This window comes from Ahrensia sp. 13_GOM-1096m (genome assembly GCF_000620605.1).
In the GTDB taxonomy this organism is placed as follows: domain Bacteria; phylum Pseudomonadota; class Alphaproteobacteria; order Rhizobiales; family Rhizobiaceae; genus Ahrensia; species Ahrensia kielensis.
Map to the genome: position 1 here is coordinate 40,454 of NZ_JIAX01000009.1, position 21,523 is coordinate 61,976.

Here is a 21,523-nt window from a genome sequence, read left to right on the forward strand (position 1 = left end):
CTAGAGGTTTAAATGTTAAGTACGCTGCGTGATGCGTCCAAGGGCTGGGTTGCTAAAATATTGTTGTTGTTGCTGGTGCTCAGCTTTGCCGTTTGGGGCATAGCCGATCAACTGAATGGCAATATTGGCGGCACGACCGTTATTGAGGCTGGAAATACCAAAGTAACGGCGACCGAGTATCGTCTTGCATATGACCGACAAATTTCGGTTCTTTCGCAACGCCTAGGGCAGCGCATCTCAAATGAGCAAGCGCGCCTGTTCGGTATAGACGGACAAGTTCTTGGTCGTTTGGTCGGCGGTGCTGTTTTAGATGAGCAAGCCCGTGTGATGAAGCTTGGCCTCTCCGAAGACCGTCTTGCCAGTTTGATTGCCGAAGATGAAGCGTTTCAAGGTTTGAGCGGCCAGTTTGACCGCGGACAGTTTCGTGCTGTGCTCAACAATGTTGGCATGCGTGAACAAGATTACATTGTCAGCCGCCAGCAAGCTGCAATACGTCAGCAAGTCGCTGAAGCTGTTTCAGATGGCATGACAGCGCCTACAACATTCCTTGATGCATTGTTTCAGTTTCAGGGCCAGACGCGTGATGTGCAATATATTTCCATTGATGAGCAAAGCTTGGCTGAAATCGAAATGGCCGATGATGAAGCTTTGAAAGCGTTTTTCGAAGAAAATAAAGCCGATTACCGCGCGCCAGAATATCGTACATTCAAAGTTGTAACACTCACGGCGCAAACGCTTGCTAATCCAGATGATATTGCAATGGATGATGTGCGTGCTGAATATGACAATAATCAAGATCTGTATTCGACACCTGAAACACGCACTATTCAGCAGCTCGTTTTTGACGATAAAGAAGCTGCTAATGTTGCGCGTGAGCGTATTCTAGCTGGTGAAACATTTGAGGCAGCTGTTGAAGCTGCTGGCCGTTCAATGTCTGACGTAACGCTCGGTACGTTTTCTAAAGCTGATGCGCCAAGCACTGAAATTGGCGAGGCTGCTTTCGAACTTGCATCAACAACTGATATTAGTCCGGTGATTGATGGCCTGTTTGGACCAATTCTTATTCGCGTGTCGGAAATCATAAAAGAAGACGTTAAACCCTTCGCTGCTGTTAGCGATGAAATTCGCCGTGATATGGCGCTCGTTGAAGCGCAGGATATTTTGCTAAATGTTCATGATGGCTATGAGGATGCGCGTGCTGGCGGCGATTCGCTGGATGAAGCAGCTTCAAAACAAAAGCTTGAGGTCACAACCTTTGAATTGGTTGATCGCCAAGGTTTGAACAATAATGGCCAATCAGTCGATATAGGCGATGAAAAATCAGCTATTATCCAAGCGGTTTTCGAAGCTGAAGAAAATACTGAAAATCAGCCGCTTAATGCGGGACGTGATGGCTTTATTTGGTACGAAGTTACCAAGGTTGAAGAATCCCGTGATCGTGATTTCGATGAAGTCAAAGACCGCGTACAGGCCGATTGGCTGATTGCGGAAAAATCCAAACAATTAAGTGCAGAGGCAGAGCGCCTTGCATCCGCAATCCGCGATGGCGGTGATATGAACGCGCTTGCAGCGGAAAAGTCATACCCTGTTGAAAGCAAATTTGGCGTTGCGCGCAATGCTGATGATGCCGATTTTGGTAATGCGGGTGTGGGTGAAATTTTCGCCGTCGGCCCGCAAGGTGTTGCCGTTGCAGAAGCTGCGACAGGTAATCGCCGTTTGGTTTTCAAAATACAGGCGATCAATACTCCGCTTGGAAATGGTGAAACGCTCTCAGATCAAGAAACAGCAGCTGTAAATAGTGCTGTTGGCAATGATCTCCTCGACCAGCTTGTTGGCCGTTTGCAGAATGAATTTCCTGTTTCCATCAATCAATCAGCAATTCAAGCTGCGCTCCTTCAATGACCGGGCGCAGACTTAAAACAGATATTTAATTGAGAAGAATATGAGCGGCCTAAAACCTATCATCGCAAAAGTGGCAGACGGCGCTTCTTTAAGTGTTGAAGAGGCCCGTGAAGCGTTCGGTATAATGATGTCTGGCGATGCTACGCCGTCGCAGATTGCAGGCTTTTTGATGGCTTTGCGCGTGCGCGGTGAAACCGTTGAGGAAATCAATGGTGCGGTTTCCACGATGCGTTCTAAAATGCTGAAAGTGGATGCGCCTGAAGGTGCTGTCGATATTGTGGGCACAGGCGGCGATAATTCTGGCAGTTATAACATCTCCACCTGCGCGGCGATTATTGCAGCGGGTGCAGGCGTTAAAATAGCCAAGCACGGCAATCGATCCCTCTCCTCAAAGTCTGGCACTGCGGACGCGCTTTCTCATCTCGGTGTCAATATTGATGCGGACGCCAAAACCATTGGCCGTTCAATTGCCGAAGCAGGTCTGGGTTTTATGTTTGCGCCAATGCACCATGCAGCTATGCGCCATGTTGGTCCAAGCCGTGTTGAGCTTGGAACCCGTACAATTTTCAACTTACTTGGCCCGCTTTCAAATCCGGCAGGTGTGACCCGTCAACTGGTTGGCGTGTTCGATCCTAAATGGCTCTTACCCATTGCCCATGCGCTTAAGCAATTGGGCTCAAAACATGTTTGGGTGGTTTATGGTGACGGTCTTGATGAATTGACCACGGCTGGCACAACGCAAGTTGTGGAGCTTAAAGACGGTCAAATCACTGAGTTTGAAATCACACCAGAGGATGTTGGGCTTGCGCGCGTGACGATTGATGATTTGAAGGGCGGCGAACCAGCTTACAATGCAGCAGCGTTGATGGACGTTCTTAAAGGCGCGAAGAATGCCTACCGCGATATTGCGTGTTTGAATGCTGGTGCTGGTTTGGTTGTTGCTGGTCACGCATCTGATTTGAAGGACGGCATTGCGCAATCACAAAAGGCGCTCGATAGCGGCGCTGCTTTGAACGTTCTAAACAATGTGATCGCTGTTTCCAATGGAAAGGCTATGAGCTGATGGTTGATATTCTAAGCAAGATCGAAGCCTATAAGCTTGAAGAGATCGCCGCAGCAAAGGCTGTGCTGCCTCTTGGCGAGCTCAAGGCACAAATTGGCGATGTCGAAGCACCACGCGGTTTTTTAAACGCATTATATGCCAAACGTGATGCGGGAAATTATGGCCTAATCGCAGAAATTAAAAAGGCCAGCCCATCAAAAGGCTTGATTCGCGAAGATTTTGACCCGCCTGCTCTTGCAAAAGCCTATGAACAAGGCGGCGCTGCCTGTCTTTCTGTTTTAACAGACAAGCCTTCATTCCAAGGTGCACCTGAATTTTTGACCAATGCGCGTGCTGCGGTCAGTATTCCGGCGCTGCGCAAAGACTTTATGCATGATATTTATCAGGTTTATGAGGCGCGAAATTGGGGCGCTGATGCTATTTTGATCATTATGGCAAGTGTCAGCGATGATCTGGCAAAATCGCTTGAAGATACAGCATTCGCGCTTGGCATGGATGCGCTGATAGAAGTGCATGATGAAGCCGAGATGGAACGGGCGCTAAAGCTTGATTCCAAACTTCTTGGCATTAACAACCGCAATTTGCGCACCTTTGAAGTGTCTTTAGAGGTAAGCGAAACGCTTTCAAAAATGGTGCCGGATGACCGTTTGCTTGTTGGCGAAAGCGGCATCTTCACACCTGATGACTGTGCGCGGCTGAAAACATCAGGCATCACAAGTTTTCTTGTTGGTGAAAGCCTGATGCGGCAAGAAAATGTGACCGAAGCCACACGCACATTACTCACACAAACACGCGAAACTGCTGCGTAATGGCTGGCGATAAGCTCACCCACCTCACTGGCGACGGTTCGGCCCATATGGTGGATGTGGCGGACAAAAATGTAACGCGCCGAGAAGCTGTTGCCAGTGGCCGTGTCACAATGAGCGCTGATACGCTCGCCGCCATTTTAGCAGGTGACGCAAAAAAAGGCGATGTGATCGGCACGGCGCGTATTGCCGGTATCATGGCGGCAAAAAAAACGCATGAGCTTATTCCGCTCTGCCATCCGCTTATGTTGTCCAAAATCAATATCGATATAGATCAAGGTACTGATTTTACAGGTCTATCTGTAACGGCGACAGTGAGCCTATCTGGTAAAACAGGCGTTGAAATGGAAGCGCTAACGGCTGTTTCTGTTGCTTGTCTTACGATTTATGATATGGCCAAAGCGCTCGAAAAAGACATGGAAATTGGCGCTATTAAGCTGATTTCTAAAACAGGTGGCAAGTCCGGCACTTGGACACGCGGGGCGTAATGTCGGCTACTCGCAAACCGCTTTTACCTGTTGATGAAGCGCTTGCGCTGCTTTTGCATGGCGCTGAGCCGCTTGGCGTTGAGACCATTGCCCTAGAAGACGCCCATAACCGCATTCTTGCCTCCGACTTGTTTGCCAAACGAACACAGCCGCCCTTTGCCGCATCTGCCATGGATGGTTATGCCGTTCGTGCGCTTGATGCTGCCCATGCAGGTGCAACGCTCAAAGTGATTGGCGACGTTGCTGCCGGCTATATGTTTGACGGTGTGGTTGGCGCTGGCGAATGTGTGCGCATTTTCACAGGTGCACCGCTACCTGATGGTACGGATGCCATTCTTATTCAGGAAGATGCAGAGCCTGCAGGCGAAAGCCTTATCACAGTGACCGAAACTGTTACTAGCGGCACTTATGTGCGCCCTGCTGGTTTAGATTTCTCTGATGGTGATATTTTGCTTTCTCAAGGGCGCGTTCTTGATGCGGGGGCGTTATGCTTGGCAGCTTCTGGAAACCATGCATCCCTGCCCGTCTATAAAAAACCGCGCATCGGAATTTTAGCGACAGGTGATGAATTGCTTGCTCCCGGTTCAACTTTAAAGCCCGGACAAATCATTGCCTCAAACGCTTATGGTGTGGGCGCAATCGCGTCTGAATATCATGCAGAAGTCATCGATCTTGGCATTGCGCGCGATGACGAAAAGTCGCTTAAAAATGCTTTGCAGAGCGCCATTGATTCGCAATGTGATGTGCTAATCACACTTGGCGGTGCTTCTGTCGGCGAGCATGATCTGGTGCGCTCAGTCTTCATATCCGCTGGTATGGAACTTGATTTCTGGAAGATTGCCATGCAGCCCGGAAAGCCGCTGATGTTTGGCAAACTTGGCAATATGCGTATTCTCGGCTTGCCTGGAAATCCGGTTTCTAGCCTCGTTTGCACACATTTATTTGGTGTGCCGCTGATCTGCGCACTGGGTGGACGCAGCTATAATCAAGTTCGCCAGAAAGCAAAACTGACAGGTCCGATTAAAGCCAATGGCAACCGTGAGCAATATGCCCGCGCGATGATCAAGCGCACAGATTCAGGGTTTGAAGCGTCCGTTTTTGAAAATCAGGATTCTTCGATCATCTCTTTTTACGCCAATGCCAATGGTCTTGTTGTGCGCCCCATTGATGCGCCCGCAGCGATTGCAGGCGATGACGTTGAGTTCATTGCACTCACACCAATTGGTCGTTAAGCCAGCGTGAAAGCCTCAATAAATGCGTCCACGGCAGCATCGCTATCACCTGCAGCGTAGGCTTCCATGCTTACCGGTCCATTATATCCGATTTTGTTTAGTTTTTGCGCAACGGCCTTGTAGTTGATCTCGCCTGTGCCAGGTTCATATCGTCCCGGATTATCGGCGACTTGAACTTCTCCAATCCATGGCAGACATTTCTCGCACCAACGGATAAGATCGCCCTCGCCGATTTGCGTGTGATAAAGGTCAAGATTGATGCGCAATTGAGGACGGTTGATGGATGACACAAGTGCAAGAACATCCTTGGTTGAGCCAAACGGACAACCGGGGTGATCGAGAAAATTCAGGTTTTCAAGCGTAAACACCACAGATTCGTCGTCGGCTAAATCACAAATGCGGTTGAGTGTATCGCGGGCTTTGAGCCACATTGCCCCATCCGTCACATCGTGCTGCCAAATTGGAATGCCGCCGTCACCGAGCGCTGTGCCATGTAAATTTAGACGATCCACACCAAGGCGCTTGCCCACCTGCACAGTTTCACGAACCGATTTTAGCAGCAGATCAGCACCCTCATCGTCAGCCAGCCGTCCTTCAAGATAGCCATTCATGATGGTGTAGTTGGCACCGACAGATTCAAGCTTTTTCAAACAATGATTATTGTAGTTCCACAATCCGACCCCAAGCCCCCGTTCGTTCAAACGAGCGGCACGCCATTCAATGGGTTTATCAGTCCAAATCATTTCGGCGCAAACAGCGAGTTCGAAAGGCTGGGTCATTCTGGCTTCTTTCTAATTGGCTTGCAGCCCATTATTTCATCAAGTGTTCCACATTGGGTGCGGCAACAAAGCGCCATGCGCGGCGCGGTCCAGCCATGACGTTGAGATAATACATCTCAAATCCGTGTGGTGCGCCGCAAGGGTGATGGCCGCGCGGAACACATACAACATCATGATCATGCACAGCCATGGTTTCATTGAGGCTTAGATCATCGGTATAGACACGCTGGATGCCAAAACCATCAGCAGGGTTCAGGCGGTGATAATAAGTCTCTTCAAGATAGGTGATGCGCGGGAAATCATCTTCATCATGGCGGTGGCTTGGGTAGGATGACCAATTGCCAGCAGGCGTGAACACTTCTGTCACCAGAAGGCTATCGCAATAGTCTTCGTTTTCCATTGCAATATTATTGATGTGGCGGGCGTTTGAGCCTTCGCCGCGCTGTGTCAGTGTGATGCCATCTGGGCCAATGCGGCGTGCCTCATGCCCCGATTTTCCCGGTGCCTTACACACGGCAATGGTTGCATCAGTTGTGGTTTCAAGCGTCCAGTCACTGTCGTTTGGAACGTAAAGACAATGCGGCGGTGTCTTTTCAAACACATTCATCCTCTCACCCAATTCACCCCAGTTTTTTCCAGCTGCGTGAATTTTCGCCTTGCCTTCTACCATGACGAGGATGATCTCATCTTGCCCTGTAACATCTGCAACTGTCTCACCTGCCCGCAGGCGGTAAAGATCAAACCCCACATAACGCCAGCCCGCGCTTTGGGGCGTTATCTGGTGCACTTTTCCATGGGCGCCAAATGGATGTTTGAGAAGATCAGGCATGATAGAAGTTCCTTACTTTGGCTTAGATAAGTTGCGTTTCGCGTGCGAGACGTTTCAGCGTCGCCAGACCAAGGGTCTGATATAATAGTGGATTGCGCAATGCTGGGTCTTGCTCTGCTTCAATCACGATCCAGCCATCATAATTATGCTCTTTTAGTATTTGCAAAAGCGGTCCAAATTCCACGGCCCCCTCTTGATCGCCCGGCACTGTGAATACACCGCCGCGCACGCCTTCCATAAATGACCAGCCGTCACGCTCGACAACTTCGCGCACAGATGGACGCACGTTCTTGGCATGGAAATGACGTACACGACTAGCGTGTTTTTTGAGCACTTCGACGGGATCTCCGCCGCCAAAATAACAATGGCCTGCGTCAAACAAAAGCTTGGTTGCACCGCCAGCTGCCGCCGTTGCGGCCATAAATGCATCAATGTCTTCTGGGCTTTGCACCACGGTTCCCATGTGGTGATGGTACACCAAATCAATGCCCTGATCTGCACAATAGGCCGCAATTTCTTCCACGCGGTTAGCAAAATCGGTCATAGCTGCGGCATCTAATGTCGGGCGCTCAGATAATGGTTTAACCTCGCCTTGGATCGTGTTGGAAGTCTCGCAAGCGATACAGACTTTGCAGCCATTATATTTGAGCTTGTCGAGGTGTGGCTGAATAGCCAGCTTTTCATCCTCAATCGAATTGGTAAGCACATTGAGTGAATGCCAACCTGTAATGAATTGCAATCCATAGCTATTTAGCAGCTCTTTGAGGGCTTTTGGATCATCCTGCGGCCAACGGTGGCCATTCTCTATTCCATCAAAGAAAATTTGACGCCCCGCCTCCTCTAAGATTTGTGTCGTTGGAACATGCGCGCCAAGGCTTTGGTCATCATCATTCGCCCATGCAATAGGGTTCGTGCCAAATTGAATCATGGCTCTTGTCTCCGGAAATTGTGTGTTAATTGACGCGGCTCTGACGAGCAATTTGGTCAAGATATAAAAGGTAGCGCTCACGCTGTTCTTGGCGTTCAGAAACTTCAGGTACAGCGACATCCCAGAAGAAGCCGTGCGGACCTGCGGTTGTTTCTATCCCTGTTCCGGGAAAGTCTTTTGCCGTGGTATCGATGACAATCACGGTCGGAATATTACGGCTACGGGCCGCTTTAACTTCCGCCTCTAACATGTCGGTGCCTGATACTTTAACCGCATGCGCGCCCATGCTTGCTGCATGCGCCACATAATCAATGTTGGGCTGTGTCTCGATGTTGCAATCGACATACATATTGTTGAACGGCTCACCGCTACAGCCCAGCGTTTGCAAACGGTTGATACAGCCATAGCCCGCATTGTCTGTCAGCACGACCGTGAACCGAATCCCCCGCATAACGGCCGTTGCCAGTTCCGAGTTCGCCATCATGTAGGAACCGTCGCCGATAAAACAGATCACTTCACGCTCAGGTGCTGCAAGTTTGATCCCCATAGCGCCGGCGATCTCATAGCCCATGCATGAAAAACCGTACTCCATGTGATAACCGCCTTGAGCGGGTTGCCATAGGAGTTTGAGTGCGCCGGGCATTGTGCCAGCCGCACACATTACAACGGTCTTGTCAGTTGCTGCGCGTTGTACTGCGCCAATGACTTGGCCGTCTGTCGGTTTGGCCGCCTGATCTTCGGGGCGTGCGCAATAAACGTCTACAGCACGTAGCCAGTCTGCACGCGCATCCAAATTGGGTGTTTGTGCCTTGTAATCAGGAATAGCTTGCGAGAGCTTTTCAAGCGCGATTTTGGCATCAGCAACAAGGCTTTCTGAGGCGTGTTTAGCCGCATCATAGCCGTGAATATTAATCGACACGAGCGTTGCGTTTTCATTAAATAATGTGCGCGATCCCGTTGTGAAATCTTGCAAGCGTGTGCCAACACCAATCACAAGATCGGCCTCTGTCAAGGCTGCATTGGCAGCAGCAGATCCGTCTACGCCACTTGCGCCAAAATTCATTGGATGACTTTGTGCGAGAGCAGATTTACCTGCCTGCGTTTCAGTCACCGGAATGTTGTGCTTGACCGCAAATGCTGCAAGCGTCTCTTCTGCTTGAGCATAAATTACACCACCACCAGCAATGATTACGGGGTTTTTGGCCAATTTGATGAGATTTGCCACATGGGACAGCTCCTCTGCATCAGGTTCAGGGCGACGAATGCGCCATGACTTTTGATCAAAGAAAGCTTCAGGGTAATCATAGGCCTCTGTTTGTACGTCTTGGCAAAAGCTTAGCGTAACTGGCCCGCAATTAGCCGGATCGGTCAATACACGCATCGCACGTGGCAACGCCGTTAGAAGTTGTTCTGGCCGTGTAATGCGGTCAAAATAACGCGAAACTGGACGCAAGCAATCATTGGCCGAAACCGTTCCATCGTCGAAATCTTCGATTTGTTGCAACACAGGGTCGGGTCTGCGGTTGGCAAAGACATCGCTTGCTACGATTAGAACCGGAAGACGATTGACATGCGCAAGCGCTGCGGTTGTGACAAGGTTTGTTGAACCTGGGCCAATAGAAGATGTTAGAGCCATTGCGCGCGTGCGTTTTTTCGCCTTGGCATAGGCAATAGCCGCATGGCCCATTGTTTGCTCGTTTTGACCACGCCATGTAGGAAACACATCGCGATAGGCATGCAGCGCCTCGCCGATACCTGCGACATTGCCGTGACCAAATATGGCCCACATACCGTCAATATAGCGCTCACCCTCGGATGTCATTTGGACAGAGAGCCATTTGATCATCGCTTGGGCAGCTGTTAGTCGAATGGTTTTACTCATTTTGTCTCCTTAACCAGCCTTGTTCAGGCGGGCGTTTGATCGGGCAGTGTCCCACACTTTACACAATTGGCTATATCGAGCGCTCATTTGTTGAATAGCCGCGGCATCATCAATCTGGCCCGTCATCCAAGCGCGTGCTGCATCGCCAAAAATCGTGCGTCCAACGGCAAACCCTTTGACCAATGGATAGCTGGCAGCGATCTCAAAACTCTTTGCAAGCTCGGCTTCCGGGGCATCCAAGCCCAGAACCACAATTCCACGGGTGTGCATATCGTACTCTTCGATGGCAGCCACGGCGGCAGACCAGCCTTCCGCGTCTGCCATCGGTTCCAGCTTCCACCAGTCAGGATAAACACCTGCCTCGTAGAACTGCCGGATCAAGGTTGCGGTCGTGTCGGGAGTAACAGGCCCAACCTTGGATGGAATGACTTCCAGTAAGAATTCAAGATTATTGCGGCGTCCTGCATCAAACAGGCGTTTCACAGTTTCCTCTTGGTTTGCGCGTGTTTGTGCATCGTCGTCAGGATGGCAAAAGCATAGGCATTTGATCACGTTTTCACGCGGCCATTCGTTCAAACCGCCGAAATCAGAACCAAGCTCAGGCTCCAACGTCAATGGCCGTGATGCTGGCCATTCCGTAGGGCGTCCAATCCAAAGACCGGAACCAGAGGCAGCATGCAGCGCTGATTTGCCAATCCGGCTGTCACACAAGATGCCGTAGCCAGTTTCGCCGTTTTGCACGTCCAATGCAGCTTTTAAGCACAGCTCTTTAAAGGCGCCCGCTTTATCAATGGAATAGCCTTCCATTTCTTCAAGCTGCAGGCGGTGATCAAAGGCAAAAACCCGCATCGATGACCAATCGCCAGAATTACGTGTATGGCGCGTGGTAGACCAATGGATTTGTTCCAACACAGGATCGTTACGCAGATCCTTTTGCACAACGCCGCGCTCAAGGAAGAGATTAAGTTCCTCCACACTTGGATAGGCAGGTGTGCAGCCGTGACGCGATACCGCAAAGGCACCGCAGGCATTGGCGTATTTGAGCGCTGTTGGCCAATTCACCGTGTTAAGGCTATCCGCTTCCATCCAGCCTTTGAGCAAGCCTGAGAAGAACCCATCGCCTGCACCGAGCACATTGAAGACCTCAATGGGAAAGCCCTCACCTATCTGCCCATCATCAAGGCTGGCAGGGATTGCGCCTTCAAAAGCCGAAGCTCCAAGAGCGCCGCGTTTACACACCAGTGTGGCAGGAGATTTCGTGCGCACTGTGCGCAGCGCCTCAAGCGTATCGCTAGATCCACCAGCAATATGAAACTCTTCTTCGGTGCCAACAATCAGATCAAAATAATGTAGCGTCGCCAAAAGCTTGTCCGTGACAGCTTGGCTTTCGACAAAGCGGTTTTCGCCGTCGCCATGCCCTGCAACACCCCAAAGGTTTGGTCGGTAATCAATATCGAGCGCTGTGCGTATGCCATGTTCACGCGCTATCTTTAGCGCTTTGATCACAGCTGCGGCCGTGCGTGGGTTGGATAAATGCGTTCCGGTTACCACCAGCGCTCGCGCGCGTTTGATAAATGCCTCATCAATATCATCTTCGCACAGCGCCATATCGGCACAATTTTCACGGTAGAAAATCAGCGGGAATTGTTCCTCGTCGCGAATGCCCAAAATCACCAAAGCCGTCAGGCGTTCAGGATCGGTCACAACGCCGTCCGTACACACATTTTCACGCGCGAGTTGCTCTAATATGAAGCGTCCCATGTGCTCATCGCCGACGCGGCTAATCAGGGCTGTTTTCAAACCTAGCCGCGATGTGCCGCATGCAATATTGGTTGGTGATCCGCCGATATATTTCTCAAAGGAACCCATATCCTCCAAGCGTCCACCAATCTGCGCGCCATATAAATCAACGCTTGAACGGCCAATTGTAATTACATCTATATCTTTTGCCATGGTCTATCCAGAATAACAGGGCATCCTTGCGACGCCGACATTGCGTGAATGATCCGCTCAATTTCCAGCCCTTGCTTGAAATTCGGACCTACATTGTGATCGCCTGCAATTGCTGCAAGCAGATCGCGCGCTTCGACGATCTTTTGTTCGTTAAATCCAAAATTATGCCCTGATGCAGGGCAAAAATTTGCAAATTCAGGCTGTTCGGGACCGCTAAGATGGCGTGTAAAACCCGCATCACCCGATTTGTGGACCCACAATTCGTTCATATTTTCTTGGTCAAATATGATTGTGCCATCGGACCCATGTATTTCCCATTGCAGGCGGCATTTACGGCCTCTTGCTATACGTGATGTCGCAAATGATCCTTGTGCGCCGGACACAAACTTCAGCATAGCCATTGCGCTATCTTCATTCTCAACGGCTTTTGGACCATCAGGCGAACTGCGCTGAGGAATAGCGATATGTGATTGCGCTGTTAGCTCGGCAACTGGCCCCATTAAAGCAACCATTTGGCTTACAAGATGGCAGCCCAAATCACCGAGCGCGCCAAGGCCACCGCCTTCATGCGTCATACGCCAAGACCACGGCAGATCAGGGTCAGCAGAATAATCTTCGTCATACACGCCGCGAAAGGTGTGCAGAGCGCCGATTTCGCCTTTTTGAATCATGCTGCAAGCCGCTTTGAAGGATGGGCTGCGTAGGTAGTTGTATCCCAGCATGGTGATTTGGTCTGGATATTGCGCTGCCGTATCCATCATCGCTTGCGCATCTTCGAGCGTCAGTGCCATTGGCTTTTCGAGCCACACATGTTTGCCAGCTTTAAGTGCGGCTTCTGCCATCGGGCGGTGAAACCCGTTTGGCGTCGTAATAGATACGATATCTACATCTGGGTCAGCAAGCGCACCCTTCCAGTCTGTTGTGGCGCGCTCAAAACCGAATTGTTCAGCATGGTTGTTAGCTGCCGCCTTATTTACATCGCACAAAACCACAAGCCGTGGACGCGCGCCGCCAAAGACTGTCGACACATTGTTCCATGCCATGGCATGGCATTTTCCCATGAAGCCTGTACCGATCAGCGCAACACCGAGGGATTTTTTTGGCAAGTTTGACATGTTCATTTCCAGTGGCCAAGCGGCCCAATAGATGAAAAAAATGCAGCAACCCAACAAGACGCTGGGTTGCTATGCGTGTTTTTTAAATAGTGCCGCCCAATGAGCCTTCTAGCTTTGCTAGTTCTTGGCCACCTGCCATCAGGTCTTGCAACTCAGCCGACGTAATCTCATCTTTCTTGGCCGTACCAAGAGTTTGCCCACGGTTGAGAACGGTGAAACGGTCCCCAACAGCCATGGCATGCCGCACATTGTGCGAAATGAAGACCACGCCAATGCCTTGACCACGAACGCGGTCAATCGTTGAGAGCACGTTCGACGTTTGGCGCACGCCAAGCGCAGAGGTTGGCTCGTCTAAGATCAAGACTTTCGCCCCGAAATATACGGCACGCGCAATCGCAACCGTTTGACGTTCGCCGCCTGAAAGCGTGCCAACAGCTTGATCTGGTGCACGCAGGTTGATGCCCATTTTGCGCATCTCTTCCATGCAGATCTCATTGGCCGCATCCACATCGAACCGTTTTAAAAGACCTCTACCCTTGGTTGGCTCACGCCCCATAAAGAAGTTTCGGGTCACGCTCATTAGCGGGATCATTGCCAAATCTTGAAACACTGTGGCAATTCCAGCCTCCATTGCATCGCGCGGCGAGCCGAAGGAGAGTGGTTTGCCTTCAAATGTTATCGTTCCTTCGGTGGGCTTATGAACGCCCGACATGGTTTTAATGAAGGTAGATTTGCCCGCGCCATTATCGCCTAAAAGACAGTGGCATTCGCCAGAACTTACATCAAAGGTTACGCCATTGAGTGCAATAACATTGCCAAAATGCTTCTTGATGCCTTCCATATGAATGATCGTATTGGTCATATTAGTGCTCCCCTGTCACGCGTTTGCGGATAACGTTGTTGAACACCACGGCGAGTAAAAGCATGCCGCCTAAGAACACTTGGAACCAGTCTTGGTCGAAATCGGTGTAAGTTAGACCAATCGTTACCATGCCGAAAATGATCGCGCCGAAGAAGGCACCAATGGCCGAGCCATATCCACCTGTCAGCAAACAACCACCAATAACTGCGGTAATGATTGCTTCAAATTCTTTCATGAAACCGCGGCGAGCATCGGTAGAACCTGCATCAATAACGGTGATGATTGCGACAAGAGCAGCGGCCATTGCGGTCAACATAAAGAGTGAGATTTTCACTTTTTTGACAGGAACACCAGAGTTGGATGCCGCATTGGAATCACCACCTGTTGCGAATATCCAGTTGCCCGCTGGGGTGCGAAGCAGCACGTAAGTTGCGACAATTGCAAGAAGGATAAACCATAGGATTTCAACAGGAATACCTGGAATTTTTGCTGCGCCGTTCTGGAAGGTTTCAATATAACCTTTGCTTGCGAGGTAGCTGAAAATGCCTTCAAAGGCATCGCCAGAGAAAATCTCAAGTAAAGGATCACCTTCAACAGCATCGCGCACACCGCGCAACTGTGTGGAGCCGCCCGAAAAGAATTTTAGGCCAACAAGAGAGACGCCGCGAAGGATAAATAGACCAGCAAGCGTAACAATGAATGATGGTAATCCTGTACGGATAACGATTGTTCCGTTTACAGCTCCGACCGATGCAGCTGCTCCAAGCGTTAGCGGGATAGCCAATATCAAAGGTAGGCCGAAGTTAACGGTCAGGACGCCAAAAATCATACCGGCAAAAGCAATCATGGAACCGATCGAAAGGTCAAATTCGCCGCCGATCATCAGCATAGCCGCCGCAATACCCAGAATACCCAGTTGGGCTGCCGGTGTCATGAAATTCATGGTGCCCGATAACGTGAACATCGCGCTATCAGCGGTCATATAAAAGAAGATAGTCACGAGAATGACACCGCCCATGGCACCAAGCTCAGGACGTTTCATAAATTTTGTCACAAAAGACTCAGTTTTGACCCGTTCATCCGTTGTATTTGCAGCATTACTGTCCATATTCACCTCCCAGAGTTGCAAGCTAGGCCATGCTCATGCATGGCCTAGTAAGTGTTTTAGCGAATGCCTTGTGCAGACAATTCGATCACTTTGCCGGCTGCTTCTTGGGTCACAAGATTTGGGCCAGAAGGTACGTTGCCGCCAGGCATCAAGCCGTATTCAGCGTTGAGCGCCAAGAAAGCGACAGGTAGATAACCTTGCAAGAATTGCTGTTGGTCGATCGCGAAAGCTGCTTTGCCTTCTGAGACATATTTAAGGAAACCAGCGGAAAGATCGAACGTTGCGATCAGCACATCATCACGGCCCAAAGCTTGGGCTGCAGCAACAGCAGGCTCGCCAACGAGCGAGGCGCCTAGTCCAAGAACCGTATCAACATCAGGATCTGATTCGAGCGCAGCGCGAACCTTAGATTCAACTTCTGCTGGATCTGTTTGTGTTGGAATAACTTTGACTTCTTTACCAAAGCCTTCAGCAAACCCATCACAGCGCAAATCAAGCGCAACATTACCAACTTCTTGGTTTACGCAGATACCTTTTGTACCGCCCATAGCGGCAAGTTTCACACCTGCAGCTTTGCCTGCGTCAAATTCTGATTGGCCGACATGCAGCAAAATGCCAAGGCTTGCAGCGACTTCAGAACCAGAGTTCATGGAGATGACCGGAATGCCTGCTGCAACAGCGCGTTGGATAGCTGGTGCAAGTGCATCGGCGTCAGGAATAGAAACCACAAGACCATCTGGCTCTTGGTTTACGGCTGCATCAATGAGCTGTCCCATTGAGACCATATCGAATGTCTCAGGCGCGCGATACTGAACGTTGACGCCTGTGTCTTCGCCAGCTTTGTTAACGCCGTTTTTTACAACCGACCAAAAAGGATCGTTTGCTTGACCGTGGGTAACGACGATGATGTCAGTAGCCATTGCAGGGGCAGCAACTGCTAAAGTCGCAGCAACAGCAACGGATGCTAAAAGTTTATTCATGTGTTTTCCTCCCAAGGGATTGTAGGATGACTAAAATCAGTCACCTCTCCGATATCAGGCGATTCAAATCACCCGATCATTGATGCGGCTGGCGCAATCAGCGCCTCACGCAAATCTGTGTTAGTAGCTCACCTCAACGGCCGAGCCTGACTTGAAACTCTCTGTTGCAGCTTCGGCCATTGCCAATGCGGCAACACCGTCCTCCAGCGTCACAGGAATGTCCGCGCCATCAAGAACAGCGCAAACAAACGCCTCCCATTCGGCGATATAAGCGGGCATGTATCGTTCTAAGAAAAAATATGTCGGTTTGGCTGAAACAACGCCGGCGGCAGTTGATTTCACCATTGTGTTTTCAAGCATGTTTTGAACTTGAAGCAGCCCTTCAGAGCCCAGAAGCTCGACGCGTTGATCATAACCAAAGGTTGCACGGCGACTGTTTTTAATCACTGCGATACGGCCATCATCATAGGTCATGGTAACCACGGCTGTATCAACGTCTCCAGCTTTACCAATTTCAGGATCGACAATTGAACTGCCAACGGCACGAATTGTTGTAGGGCGCTTGCCCATCAAGAAATTAGCCATATCGAAATCATGAATCATCATGTCGCGAAACAGACCGCCCGATACTTTAATGTATGATACAGGCGGCGGTGCTGGATCAAACGAGGTGACAGACAGTAATTCTGCCTTGCCTATTTCGCCTGACGAAAAAGCCTTGCGCACAGCTGCAAAATTGGGATCAAAGCGCCTGTTAAAGCCAATCATAACCGGCTTGCCGGTGGCAGATACGGCTGAAAGGCAGGCCTTTGCACGTTGCAAAGACAGATCGACAGGTTTTTCACACAAAACCGCTTTTCCAGCAGCCGTGGCCGCCTCAATCAGATCGGAATGTGTGTCGGTAGAAGATGCAATAAGGACAGCATCAATGGCAGGATCAGCCAAAATTGATTCGACAGAGCGCGCTTCACATTGATGATCGGCCGCTAGTTTTTCGGCAGCCTGCTGGTTCACATCGGCAACCGCAACTAAAGTTGAACGCGCGTTTCCCGTGATATTGACTGCGTGAACCTGACCAATTCGTCCAGCTCCAAGTAAACCGACCTTAAGCATTCAAACCTCCCATTTTGCAGCTGTTATGCCGCCTTAGTTAAATCTATAAGCATTTTGCACACGTGTGCAAGATATTTTTGCACACGTGTGCAAAATACTGTGGTAGCTTGAATTGGTAGCGTTGCTATAATTATGAAAACACTATGAAAAATGGTCATTTCGACGTAGACACATGAAATCGGAAAATGGAGTTATTGGTTTGAAATCGTCGCCTTCGACTGGGTATGTTACCGCTGATGATGTTGCGACCGCCGCTGGTGTGTCACGGTGGACCGTGAATCGCGCTTTTAAAAAAGATGCTTCAATATCAGCGGCAGCACGAGCGAAGGTTCTCTTAGCTGCCGAGACATTAGGCTACGTTCCAGACCTTAGAGCTGCTTCGCTTGCGTCCGATCATTCCAATCTTGTCGCAATCCTAATTGATGATTTTGCAAACCCACATAAATTGGTCATGCTTGAGCGCCTCACCCGTGTGTTGCGCGGCCGTGGCTGGGATATGATGCTGGTTAACACCTTGGACCGAGATGATGCAGAGCCCGCACTTATGAATGCGCGCCGCCGCCGCGTCGATGCAACGATCCTTATCGGTATCCAGTTTGATGACGAGGTTTTAGAGGCGGCTCACAAAGCGCAGCATTTCAAAAAACTCATTATCTTTGCGCGCTCTTCTGAAAACAAAGACACGATCTCAATATCGGTCGATGACCGCGCGGCCACGCTAGAAATTGCTGAATATGTCCGTGATCGAGGCTATAAGACGCCCTTCTATCTCGCAGGTCCTCGCACGAACTCTGCACATCTATCTCGAAAAGAAACTTTTTTGGATTTTTGGGCCAAAGAGTTTGGCGTCACCTGCGATAGTGTTGCTGTTCCTGCATATGACTCTATCCTTGCCGCTGATATCATCTCTGAAACATTATCTAACAAGCCGGAAAATGAACGGCCCGATATCATTGTGTGCGAAAACGATGCGCTTGCCCTTGGTGCTATTGATGCCATTCGGCACCGCTTAGGACTTCGGGTTCCCGATGATATTGCTGTGATTGGTTTTGATGATGTGCCTCAATGCGAGAGCCCGAATTACCGTCTCACAACGTACCGCCAACCATTGATGGATATGGCCAACTATCTCGTTGATGTTTTGGAGAGTTCAGAAAATTCTCAGCTCGATAAAACTTTTATGGGGCGTTTGGTTGTGCGCGAAAGTGCGTAATCAGTTTCACAAATGTATGATTTTAAAAAGATATTGTTCCTTTCACAGGACTTGCCCTGTCATCAAATGAGCCTCAACTAAATCTTACTGGTTGCAGAACACAAATAGAACACGTATAGATGTTCTTGATTTGTTTTATTGATTCTGGAAACCGCCATGCTGACACGTAAGCAACTTGATCTTCTCGTCTTCATTAATGAACGACTGAAGGAGACCGGTGTTCCGCCTTCCTTTGATGAGATGAAGGAGGCGTTGGATCTGGCATCAAAATCCGGTATTCACCGCTTGATTACGGCTCTTGAGGAACGCGGTTTTATTCGCCGCCTGCCCAACCGTGCCCGTGCATTGGAAGTTATAAAACTGCCAGATGCTATGATGCCCGGTAATGGCGCACGCCAAGCATTTTCACCCAGCGTTATTGAAGGCAGTAAAGGCAAGGCCCCGACCCCAGTCAAATCATCGCCAGCGCATTTTAATGGTGCCAGCAATGATGATAGTGTCGGCATCCCTATGATGGGTAAAATTGCTGCTGGTGTTCCCATTTCTGCTATTCAGCACCAAACACGTTCTATTCAGATGCCACCGGATATGATTGGCAAGGGCGAGCATTACGCGCTTGAGGTGGAAGGCGATTCCATGATCAATGCCGGTATTCTGGATGGTGATACAGTCATTATTCGCCGCACTGATGTTGCCAATATGGGCGATATTGTTGTGGCTCTGGTTGATGATGAAGAAGCAACGTTGAAGCGCTTCCGCCGCAAAGGTGCATCCATTGCCTTGGAAGCTGCCAACCCTGCCTATGAAACACGTATTTTTGGGCCGGACCGTGTTCAGGTTCAAGGCCGCTTGGTTGGTTTGGTACGTAATTACTGATTAATCGCGTTGATAAGGCCCGAGATTTCGGGCTGAACGTGAATATTTGCGGTGTGACTGCCAAGGACGCGCCGCATCTCCTTGTGCAAAGACCGTTTGATATCGCAGCTTATTATTATCCGTTTCATGGGGTTTAAGGATATATATCTCGGCACTGCCGTTGAGTGCTAATTGCTGTGCTGTGATGATAATACTCTGCTGGTTTTTACATGTCGCTGTAAAGGGTGCGAATGCGGCGATTATAATGCCCTCTTGCCTGCAGACCGATGCCCATTGCGCCTTATTCGGTGCCTCAGTGAGATAGGTTACAGTGTAGCCGTGGCCATTGACCTGCCCTTCATAATCGCATCTTTGCTTGCTTTGGCACATAAAGCTGCCTTCGCCTTTATCCGGCAGTTTTAGTGTTTTTGCTTTATAGGCGGCTTGCCATTGCTCTATAATAAATGCGCTGGGGCGTTTACGGTTTACCTTTAACGCTCCGCCTTCTTCATCAATGATTGCAACTTGTTTTGCGTCCTCAGAAATAATCAGCTGCGGTATTTCAAGCGTTGATTGTGCCATATAGGCCGGTATCAGGCACAATAGCCCCAAATATCGAAGCTGCGAACGCAACAAACAGATAATCAGAATTGTCGCGCTCAACCAAATGAGAGCTGCTGGCGACAATGCGCCGGTAGAACCATCCGGTGTGATGTCGGAGACTATTTGGGCGATTTCGATGACAATTTTTACAGACCAGTTCATCGCCCTATAAACATAACCATCCAGCCCAAATGGAATGAGCAATGTGGCAATAATGGCAAGCGGCATTGTGATTAAAGACACAATCGGCATGGCCAATAGGTTTCCCAGCAATCCAAGCATGGCAATGCGCTGAAAATGATATGCTGCAAATATCCCCGTCGCAGTGCCTGCAACCATAGATGTCACAGATAAACCCGTTAAAAATCCTGCTGATGTACGCGTTATGTTTGCGGCCACGCTTTGGCTCTCAACAAATTCCCTGCCTGCTCGGTGGCTTGTCCACCAGGCATAAACGCCTATCAAAGCCAATGTTGCTGCAAATGACATCTGAAAGCTTGGCCCCAGCACAGCTTCCGGCGCGATAAGAATCACAATGATTGCGGCAATTGCCAGATTGCGCATTGTGAGGGCCGACCTGTCAGACAATAGTGCGCCCAACATCACAGCCAGCATGATAAAAGATCGCTGCGTGGCGACGCTTGCACCGGCCAGAAACAGATAGATAATAATTGCGCTAAAACCGGCAATTGCTGCGTATTTCTTGGTTGGCCGGCTTGCTGACCAATTGGGAGAAACTGCGAAAGCCGCGCGCAAAGCAAACATCACGGTGCCTGCAACCAAAGCCATATGCAGGCCAGAGATGGAAAGAATGTGCGCCAAGCCTGATATGCGCAACACTTCATTCGTCTCTTCAGGAATTGCAGCTTTATCGCCTGTGATGAGCGCAGCAGAAACGGCACTCACCGCACTTTTATTGTCGCCCCTTATTCTGTTCGCCAACCAGTAACGGGCACGCTCAACCAACAATATGGGAGTGTTTTTGGTATATTGCGCGCCCAGATCGTTTGTTTTGGGCTGTCCTAAAAAGAAACCATTGGCGCCAATGCCGCTAAAATAATTGTAATACGCAAAATCATAGCCCTGAGGTCTGACGGCACCGGATGGCGGGCGCAGGCGCGCATATCCATGAATTCCTTCTCCGATTTGCGCTTTTTGGAGCGGTTTTCTTGCGGTTAGACGTATGCGCTCTGGTGCGTAGCGCAGCTTTGGCCGCTCTGTTTTGGTCAAATCAATTGTGTAACGCACCGATCCGTTGGGCCGGTTTTCAATTGCCCTGATTTGACCTGTAATACGCGTTGAAACTTCTGAACCCAGCATAGGCGTTGCCAGCACATGCGTTCGCAACTGCATCAAACCCATTGCGCATAAAATGATAAGCGCGGCATTCATGGCAAAACGCATTAAGATTGGCGCATGGCGCAGCGCAATTCGCAAAGCGGCAAAAACAAATAGCGCGGCGGGTATGTTGTGAACGGCAGGTTCAACCGGCAGCGCCATATAGATTGTCACGCCAATAATCATGGTGACAGGAATGAATAGAAATGCTGTGCCCTGCCCGATTTCTATCTGAAGCTGCGCATCAAGCCATTCATGCAACCTTTGGCGAAGCGATAGAGCGCCATATTGTATGTTCTGCTTTTGAAGCTTTTTCGCACTTGGCGTTTTCTCTACAACAACATTGTCTTCAAGCGTTATAATATCGGAATGCAAAGGAATGTCTAAAGGCGTGAAATCATCAAGCTTTAACAACCAGCGTTCATCTGGCTCGAGCGATTTATCTTGTTTTAAATCCCCACGCATGGCGCATCA

The 21,523-nt window shown here is 49.8% G+C and carries 18 protein-coding genes; 7 read left to right on the plus strand and 11 right to left on the minus strand.

Annotated elements, in window-relative coordinates; genetic code table 11:
* The first annotated feature begins 12 nt into the window (after window positions 1-12).
* Genes N530_RS0104070 through glp form a run of 5 tightly spaced genes read left to right on the plus strand, consistent with a single transcriptional unit; the run spans window position 13 to window position 5,491 of the window.
* A complete protein-coding gene (locus tag N530_RS0104070) occupies window positions 13-1,902 on the plus strand; it encodes a peptidylprolyl isomerase (RefSeq protein ID WP_026479671.1) in 1,890 nt (629 codons plus the stop codon).
* A 40-nt stretch (window positions 1,903-1,942) separates the two neighbouring features.
* A complete protein-coding gene (gene trpD / locus N530_RS0104075) occupies window positions 1,943-2,965 on the plus strand; it encodes an anthranilate phosphoribosyltransferase (RefSeq protein WP_026479672.1) in 1,023 nt (340 codons plus the stop codon).
* The gene (gene trpC, locus N530_RS0104080) at window positions 2,962-3,774 is read left to right on the plus strand and encodes an indole-3-glycerol phosphate synthase TrpC (RefSeq protein ID WP_155851911.1); all 813 of its coding nucleotides are present in this window, start codon (window positions 2,962-2,964) and stop codon (window positions 3,772-3,774) included. Before trpD ends, trpC begins: the two co-directional genes overlap by 4 nt.
* Complete coding sequence (gene moaC / locus N530_RS0104085; protein WP_026479674.1) at window positions 3,774-4,259, plus strand: cyclic pyranopterin monophosphate synthase MoaC; 486 nt, start codon at window positions 3,774-3,776, stop codon at window positions 4,257-4,259. Before trpC ends, moaC begins: the two co-directional genes overlap by 1 nt.
* Window positions 4,259-5,491 (plus strand): gephyrin-like molybdotransferase Glp, encoded by a 1,233-nt coding sequence (glp, locus tag N530_RS0104090; RefSeq protein ID WP_026479675.1) that lies wholly within the window; start codon window positions 4,259-4,261, stop codon window positions 5,489-5,491. Before moaC ends, glp begins: the two co-directional genes overlap by 1 nt.
* Here the strand turns inward: glp and N530_RS0104095 are convergent.
* The 10 genes from N530_RS0104095 to iolG form a co-directional block, all read right to left on the minus strand.
* A complete protein-coding gene (locus N530_RS0104095; protein ID WP_026479676.1) occupies window positions 5,488-6,270 on the minus strand; it encodes a TIM barrel protein in 783 nt (260 codons plus the stop codon). The genes glp and N530_RS0104095 overlap by 4 nt on opposite strands.
* Before the next feature lie 31 nt (window positions 6,271-6,301).
* A complete protein-coding gene (gene iolB, locus N530_RS0104100) occupies window positions 6,302-7,099 on the minus strand; it encodes a 5-deoxy-glucuronate isomerase (RefSeq protein WP_026479677.1) in 798 nt (265 codons plus the stop codon).
* Between the two features lie 22 nt (window positions 7,100-7,121).
* On the minus strand, window positions 7,122-8,027 hold the full coding sequence (iolE, locus tag N530_RS0104105; RefSeq protein ID WP_026479678.1) for a myo-inosose-2 dehydratase: 906 nt from the start codon (window positions 8,025-8,027) through the stop codon (window positions 7,122-7,124).
* Window positions 8,028-8,052: 25 nt separating this feature from the next.
* Entirely contained in the window at window positions 8,053-9,909 is a 1,857-nt protein-coding gene (iolD, locus tag N530_RS0104110) for a 3D-(3,5/4)-trihydroxycyclohexane-1,2-dione acylhydrolase (decyclizing) (protein ID WP_026479679.1), read from the minus strand.
* A 9-nt stretch (window positions 9,910-9,918) separates the two neighbouring features.
* The gene (gene iolC / locus N530_RS0104115; protein WP_026479680.1) at window positions 9,919-11,862 is read right to left on the minus strand and encodes a 5-dehydro-2-deoxygluconokinase; all 1,944 of its coding nucleotides are present in this window, start codon (window positions 11,860-11,862) and stop codon (window positions 9,919-9,921) included.
* Entirely contained in the window at window positions 11,847-12,977 is a 1,131-nt protein-coding gene (locus tag N530_RS0104120; protein ID WP_026479681.1) for a Gfo/Idh/MocA family protein, read from the minus strand. The genes iolC and N530_RS0104120 overlap by 16 nt, the downstream gene beginning before the upstream one ends.
* A gap of 82 nt (window positions 12,978-13,059) precedes the next feature.
* Window positions 13,060-13,839: an ATP-binding cassette domain-containing protein gene (locus tag N530_RS0104125; RefSeq protein WP_026479682.1), complete on the minus strand. Its 780-nt coding sequence runs from the start codon at window positions 13,837-13,839 to the stop codon at window positions 13,060-13,062.
* A 1-nt stretch (window position 13,840) separates the two neighbouring features.
* Window positions 13,841-14,947, minus strand: a complete 1,107-nt coding sequence (locus N530_RS0104130; RefSeq protein ID WP_026479683.1) for an ABC transporter permease — start codon at window positions 14,945-14,947, stop codon at window positions 13,841-13,843.
* A 56-nt stretch (window positions 14,948-15,003) separates the two neighbouring features.
* Window positions 15,004-15,927 carry a sugar ABC transporter substrate-binding protein gene (locus tag N530_RS0104135; protein ID WP_026479684.1) on the minus strand — a complete coding sequence of 308 codons (924 nt, stop codon included), beginning with the start codon at window positions 15,925-15,927 and terminating at the stop codon, window positions 15,004-15,006.
* A gap of 120 nt (window positions 15,928-16,047) precedes the next feature.
* Complete coding sequence (gene iolG, locus N530_RS0104140) at window positions 16,048-17,040, minus strand: inositol 2-dehydrogenase (protein WP_026479685.1); 993 nt, start codon at window positions 17,038-17,040, stop codon at window positions 16,048-16,050.
* Between the two features lie 172 nt (window positions 17,041-17,212).
* On the opposite strand from iolG, the gene N530_RS0104145 reads away from it, so the two are divergent.
* Window positions 17,213-18,253: a LacI family DNA-binding transcriptional regulator gene (locus tag N530_RS0104145; RefSeq protein WP_051540751.1), complete on the plus strand. Its 1,041-nt coding sequence runs from the start codon at window positions 17,213-17,215 to the stop codon at window positions 18,251-18,253.
* 156 nt (window positions 18,254-18,409) lie between these two features.
* Window positions 18,410-19,129 (plus strand): transcriptional repressor LexA, encoded by a 720-nt coding sequence (gene lexA, locus N530_RS0104150; protein WP_026479687.1) that lies wholly within the window; start codon window positions 18,410-18,412, stop codon window positions 19,127-19,129.
* Here lexA and N530_RS17395 read toward each other — a convergent pair whose 3' ends face one another.
* The gene (locus tag N530_RS17395) at window positions 19,130-21,514 is read right to left on the minus strand and encodes a ComEC/Rec2 family competence protein (RefSeq protein WP_051540752.1); all 2,385 of its coding nucleotides are present in this window, start codon (window positions 21,512-21,514) and stop codon (window positions 19,130-19,132) included. It lies immediately after the preceding gene.
* Between the last annotated feature and the right edge of the window lie 9 nt (window positions 21,515-21,523).

Coding starts and splice junctions, on each gene's coding strand:
- N530_RS0104070 (WP_026479671.1), top strand. CDS start 13: ATGTTAAGTACGCTGCGTGATGCGTCCAAGGGCTGGGTTGCTAAAATA.
- trpD (WP_026479672.1), top strand. CDS start 1,943: ATGAGCGGCCTAAAACCTATCATCGCAAAAGTGGCAGACGGCGCTTCT.
- moaC (WP_026479674.1), top strand. CDS start 3,774: ATGGCTGGCGATAAGCTCACCCACCTCACTGGCGACGGTTCGGCCCAT.
- glp (WP_026479675.1), top strand. CDS start 4,259: ATGTCGGCTACTCGCAAACCGCTTTTACCTGTTGATGAAGCGCTTGCG.
- N530_RS0104095 (WP_026479676.1), bottom strand. CDS start 6,270: ATGACCCAGCCTTTCGAACTCGCTGTTTGCGCCGAAATGATTTGGACT.
- iolB (WP_026479677.1), bottom strand. CDS start 7,099: ATGCCTGATCTTCTCAAACATCCATTTGGCGCCCATGGAAAAGTGCAC.
- iolE (WP_026479678.1), bottom strand. CDS start 8,027: ATGATTCAATTTGGCACGAACCCTATTGCATGGGCGAATGATGATGAC.
- iolD (WP_026479679.1), bottom strand. CDS start 9,909: ATGAGTAAAACCATTCGACTAACAGCTGCCCAAGCGATGATCAAATGG.
- iolC (WP_026479680.1), bottom strand. CDS start 11,862: ATGGCAAAAGATATAGATGTAATTACAATTGGCCGTTCAAGCGTTGAT.
- N530_RS0104120 (WP_026479681.1), bottom strand. CDS start 12,977: ATGTCAAACTTGCCAAAAAAATCCCTCGGTGTTGCGCTGATCGGTACA.
- N530_RS0104125 (WP_026479682.1), bottom strand. CDS start 13,839: ATGACCAATACGATCATTCATATGGAAGGCATCAAGAAGCATTTTGGC.
- N530_RS0104130 (WP_026479683.1), bottom strand. CDS start 14,947: ATGGACAGTAATGCTGCAAATACAACGGATGAACGGGTCAAAACTGAG.
- N530_RS0104135 (WP_026479684.1), bottom strand. CDS start 15,927: ATGAATAAACTTTTAGCATCCGTTGCTGTTGCTGCGACTTTAGCAGTT.
- iolG (WP_026479685.1), bottom strand. CDS start 17,040: ATGCTTAAGGTCGGTTTACTTGGAGCTGGACGAATTGGTCAGGTTCAC.
- N530_RS0104145 (WP_051540751.1), top strand. CDS start 17,213: ATGAAATCGGAAAATGGAGTTATTGGTTTGAAATCGTCGCCTTCGACT.
- lexA (WP_026479687.1), top strand. CDS start 18,410: ATGCTGACACGTAAGCAACTTGATCTTCTCGTCTTCATTAATGAACGA.
- N530_RS17395 (WP_051540752.1), bottom strand. CDS start 21,514: ATGCGTGGGGATTTAAAACAAGATAAATCGCTCGAGCCAGATGAACGC.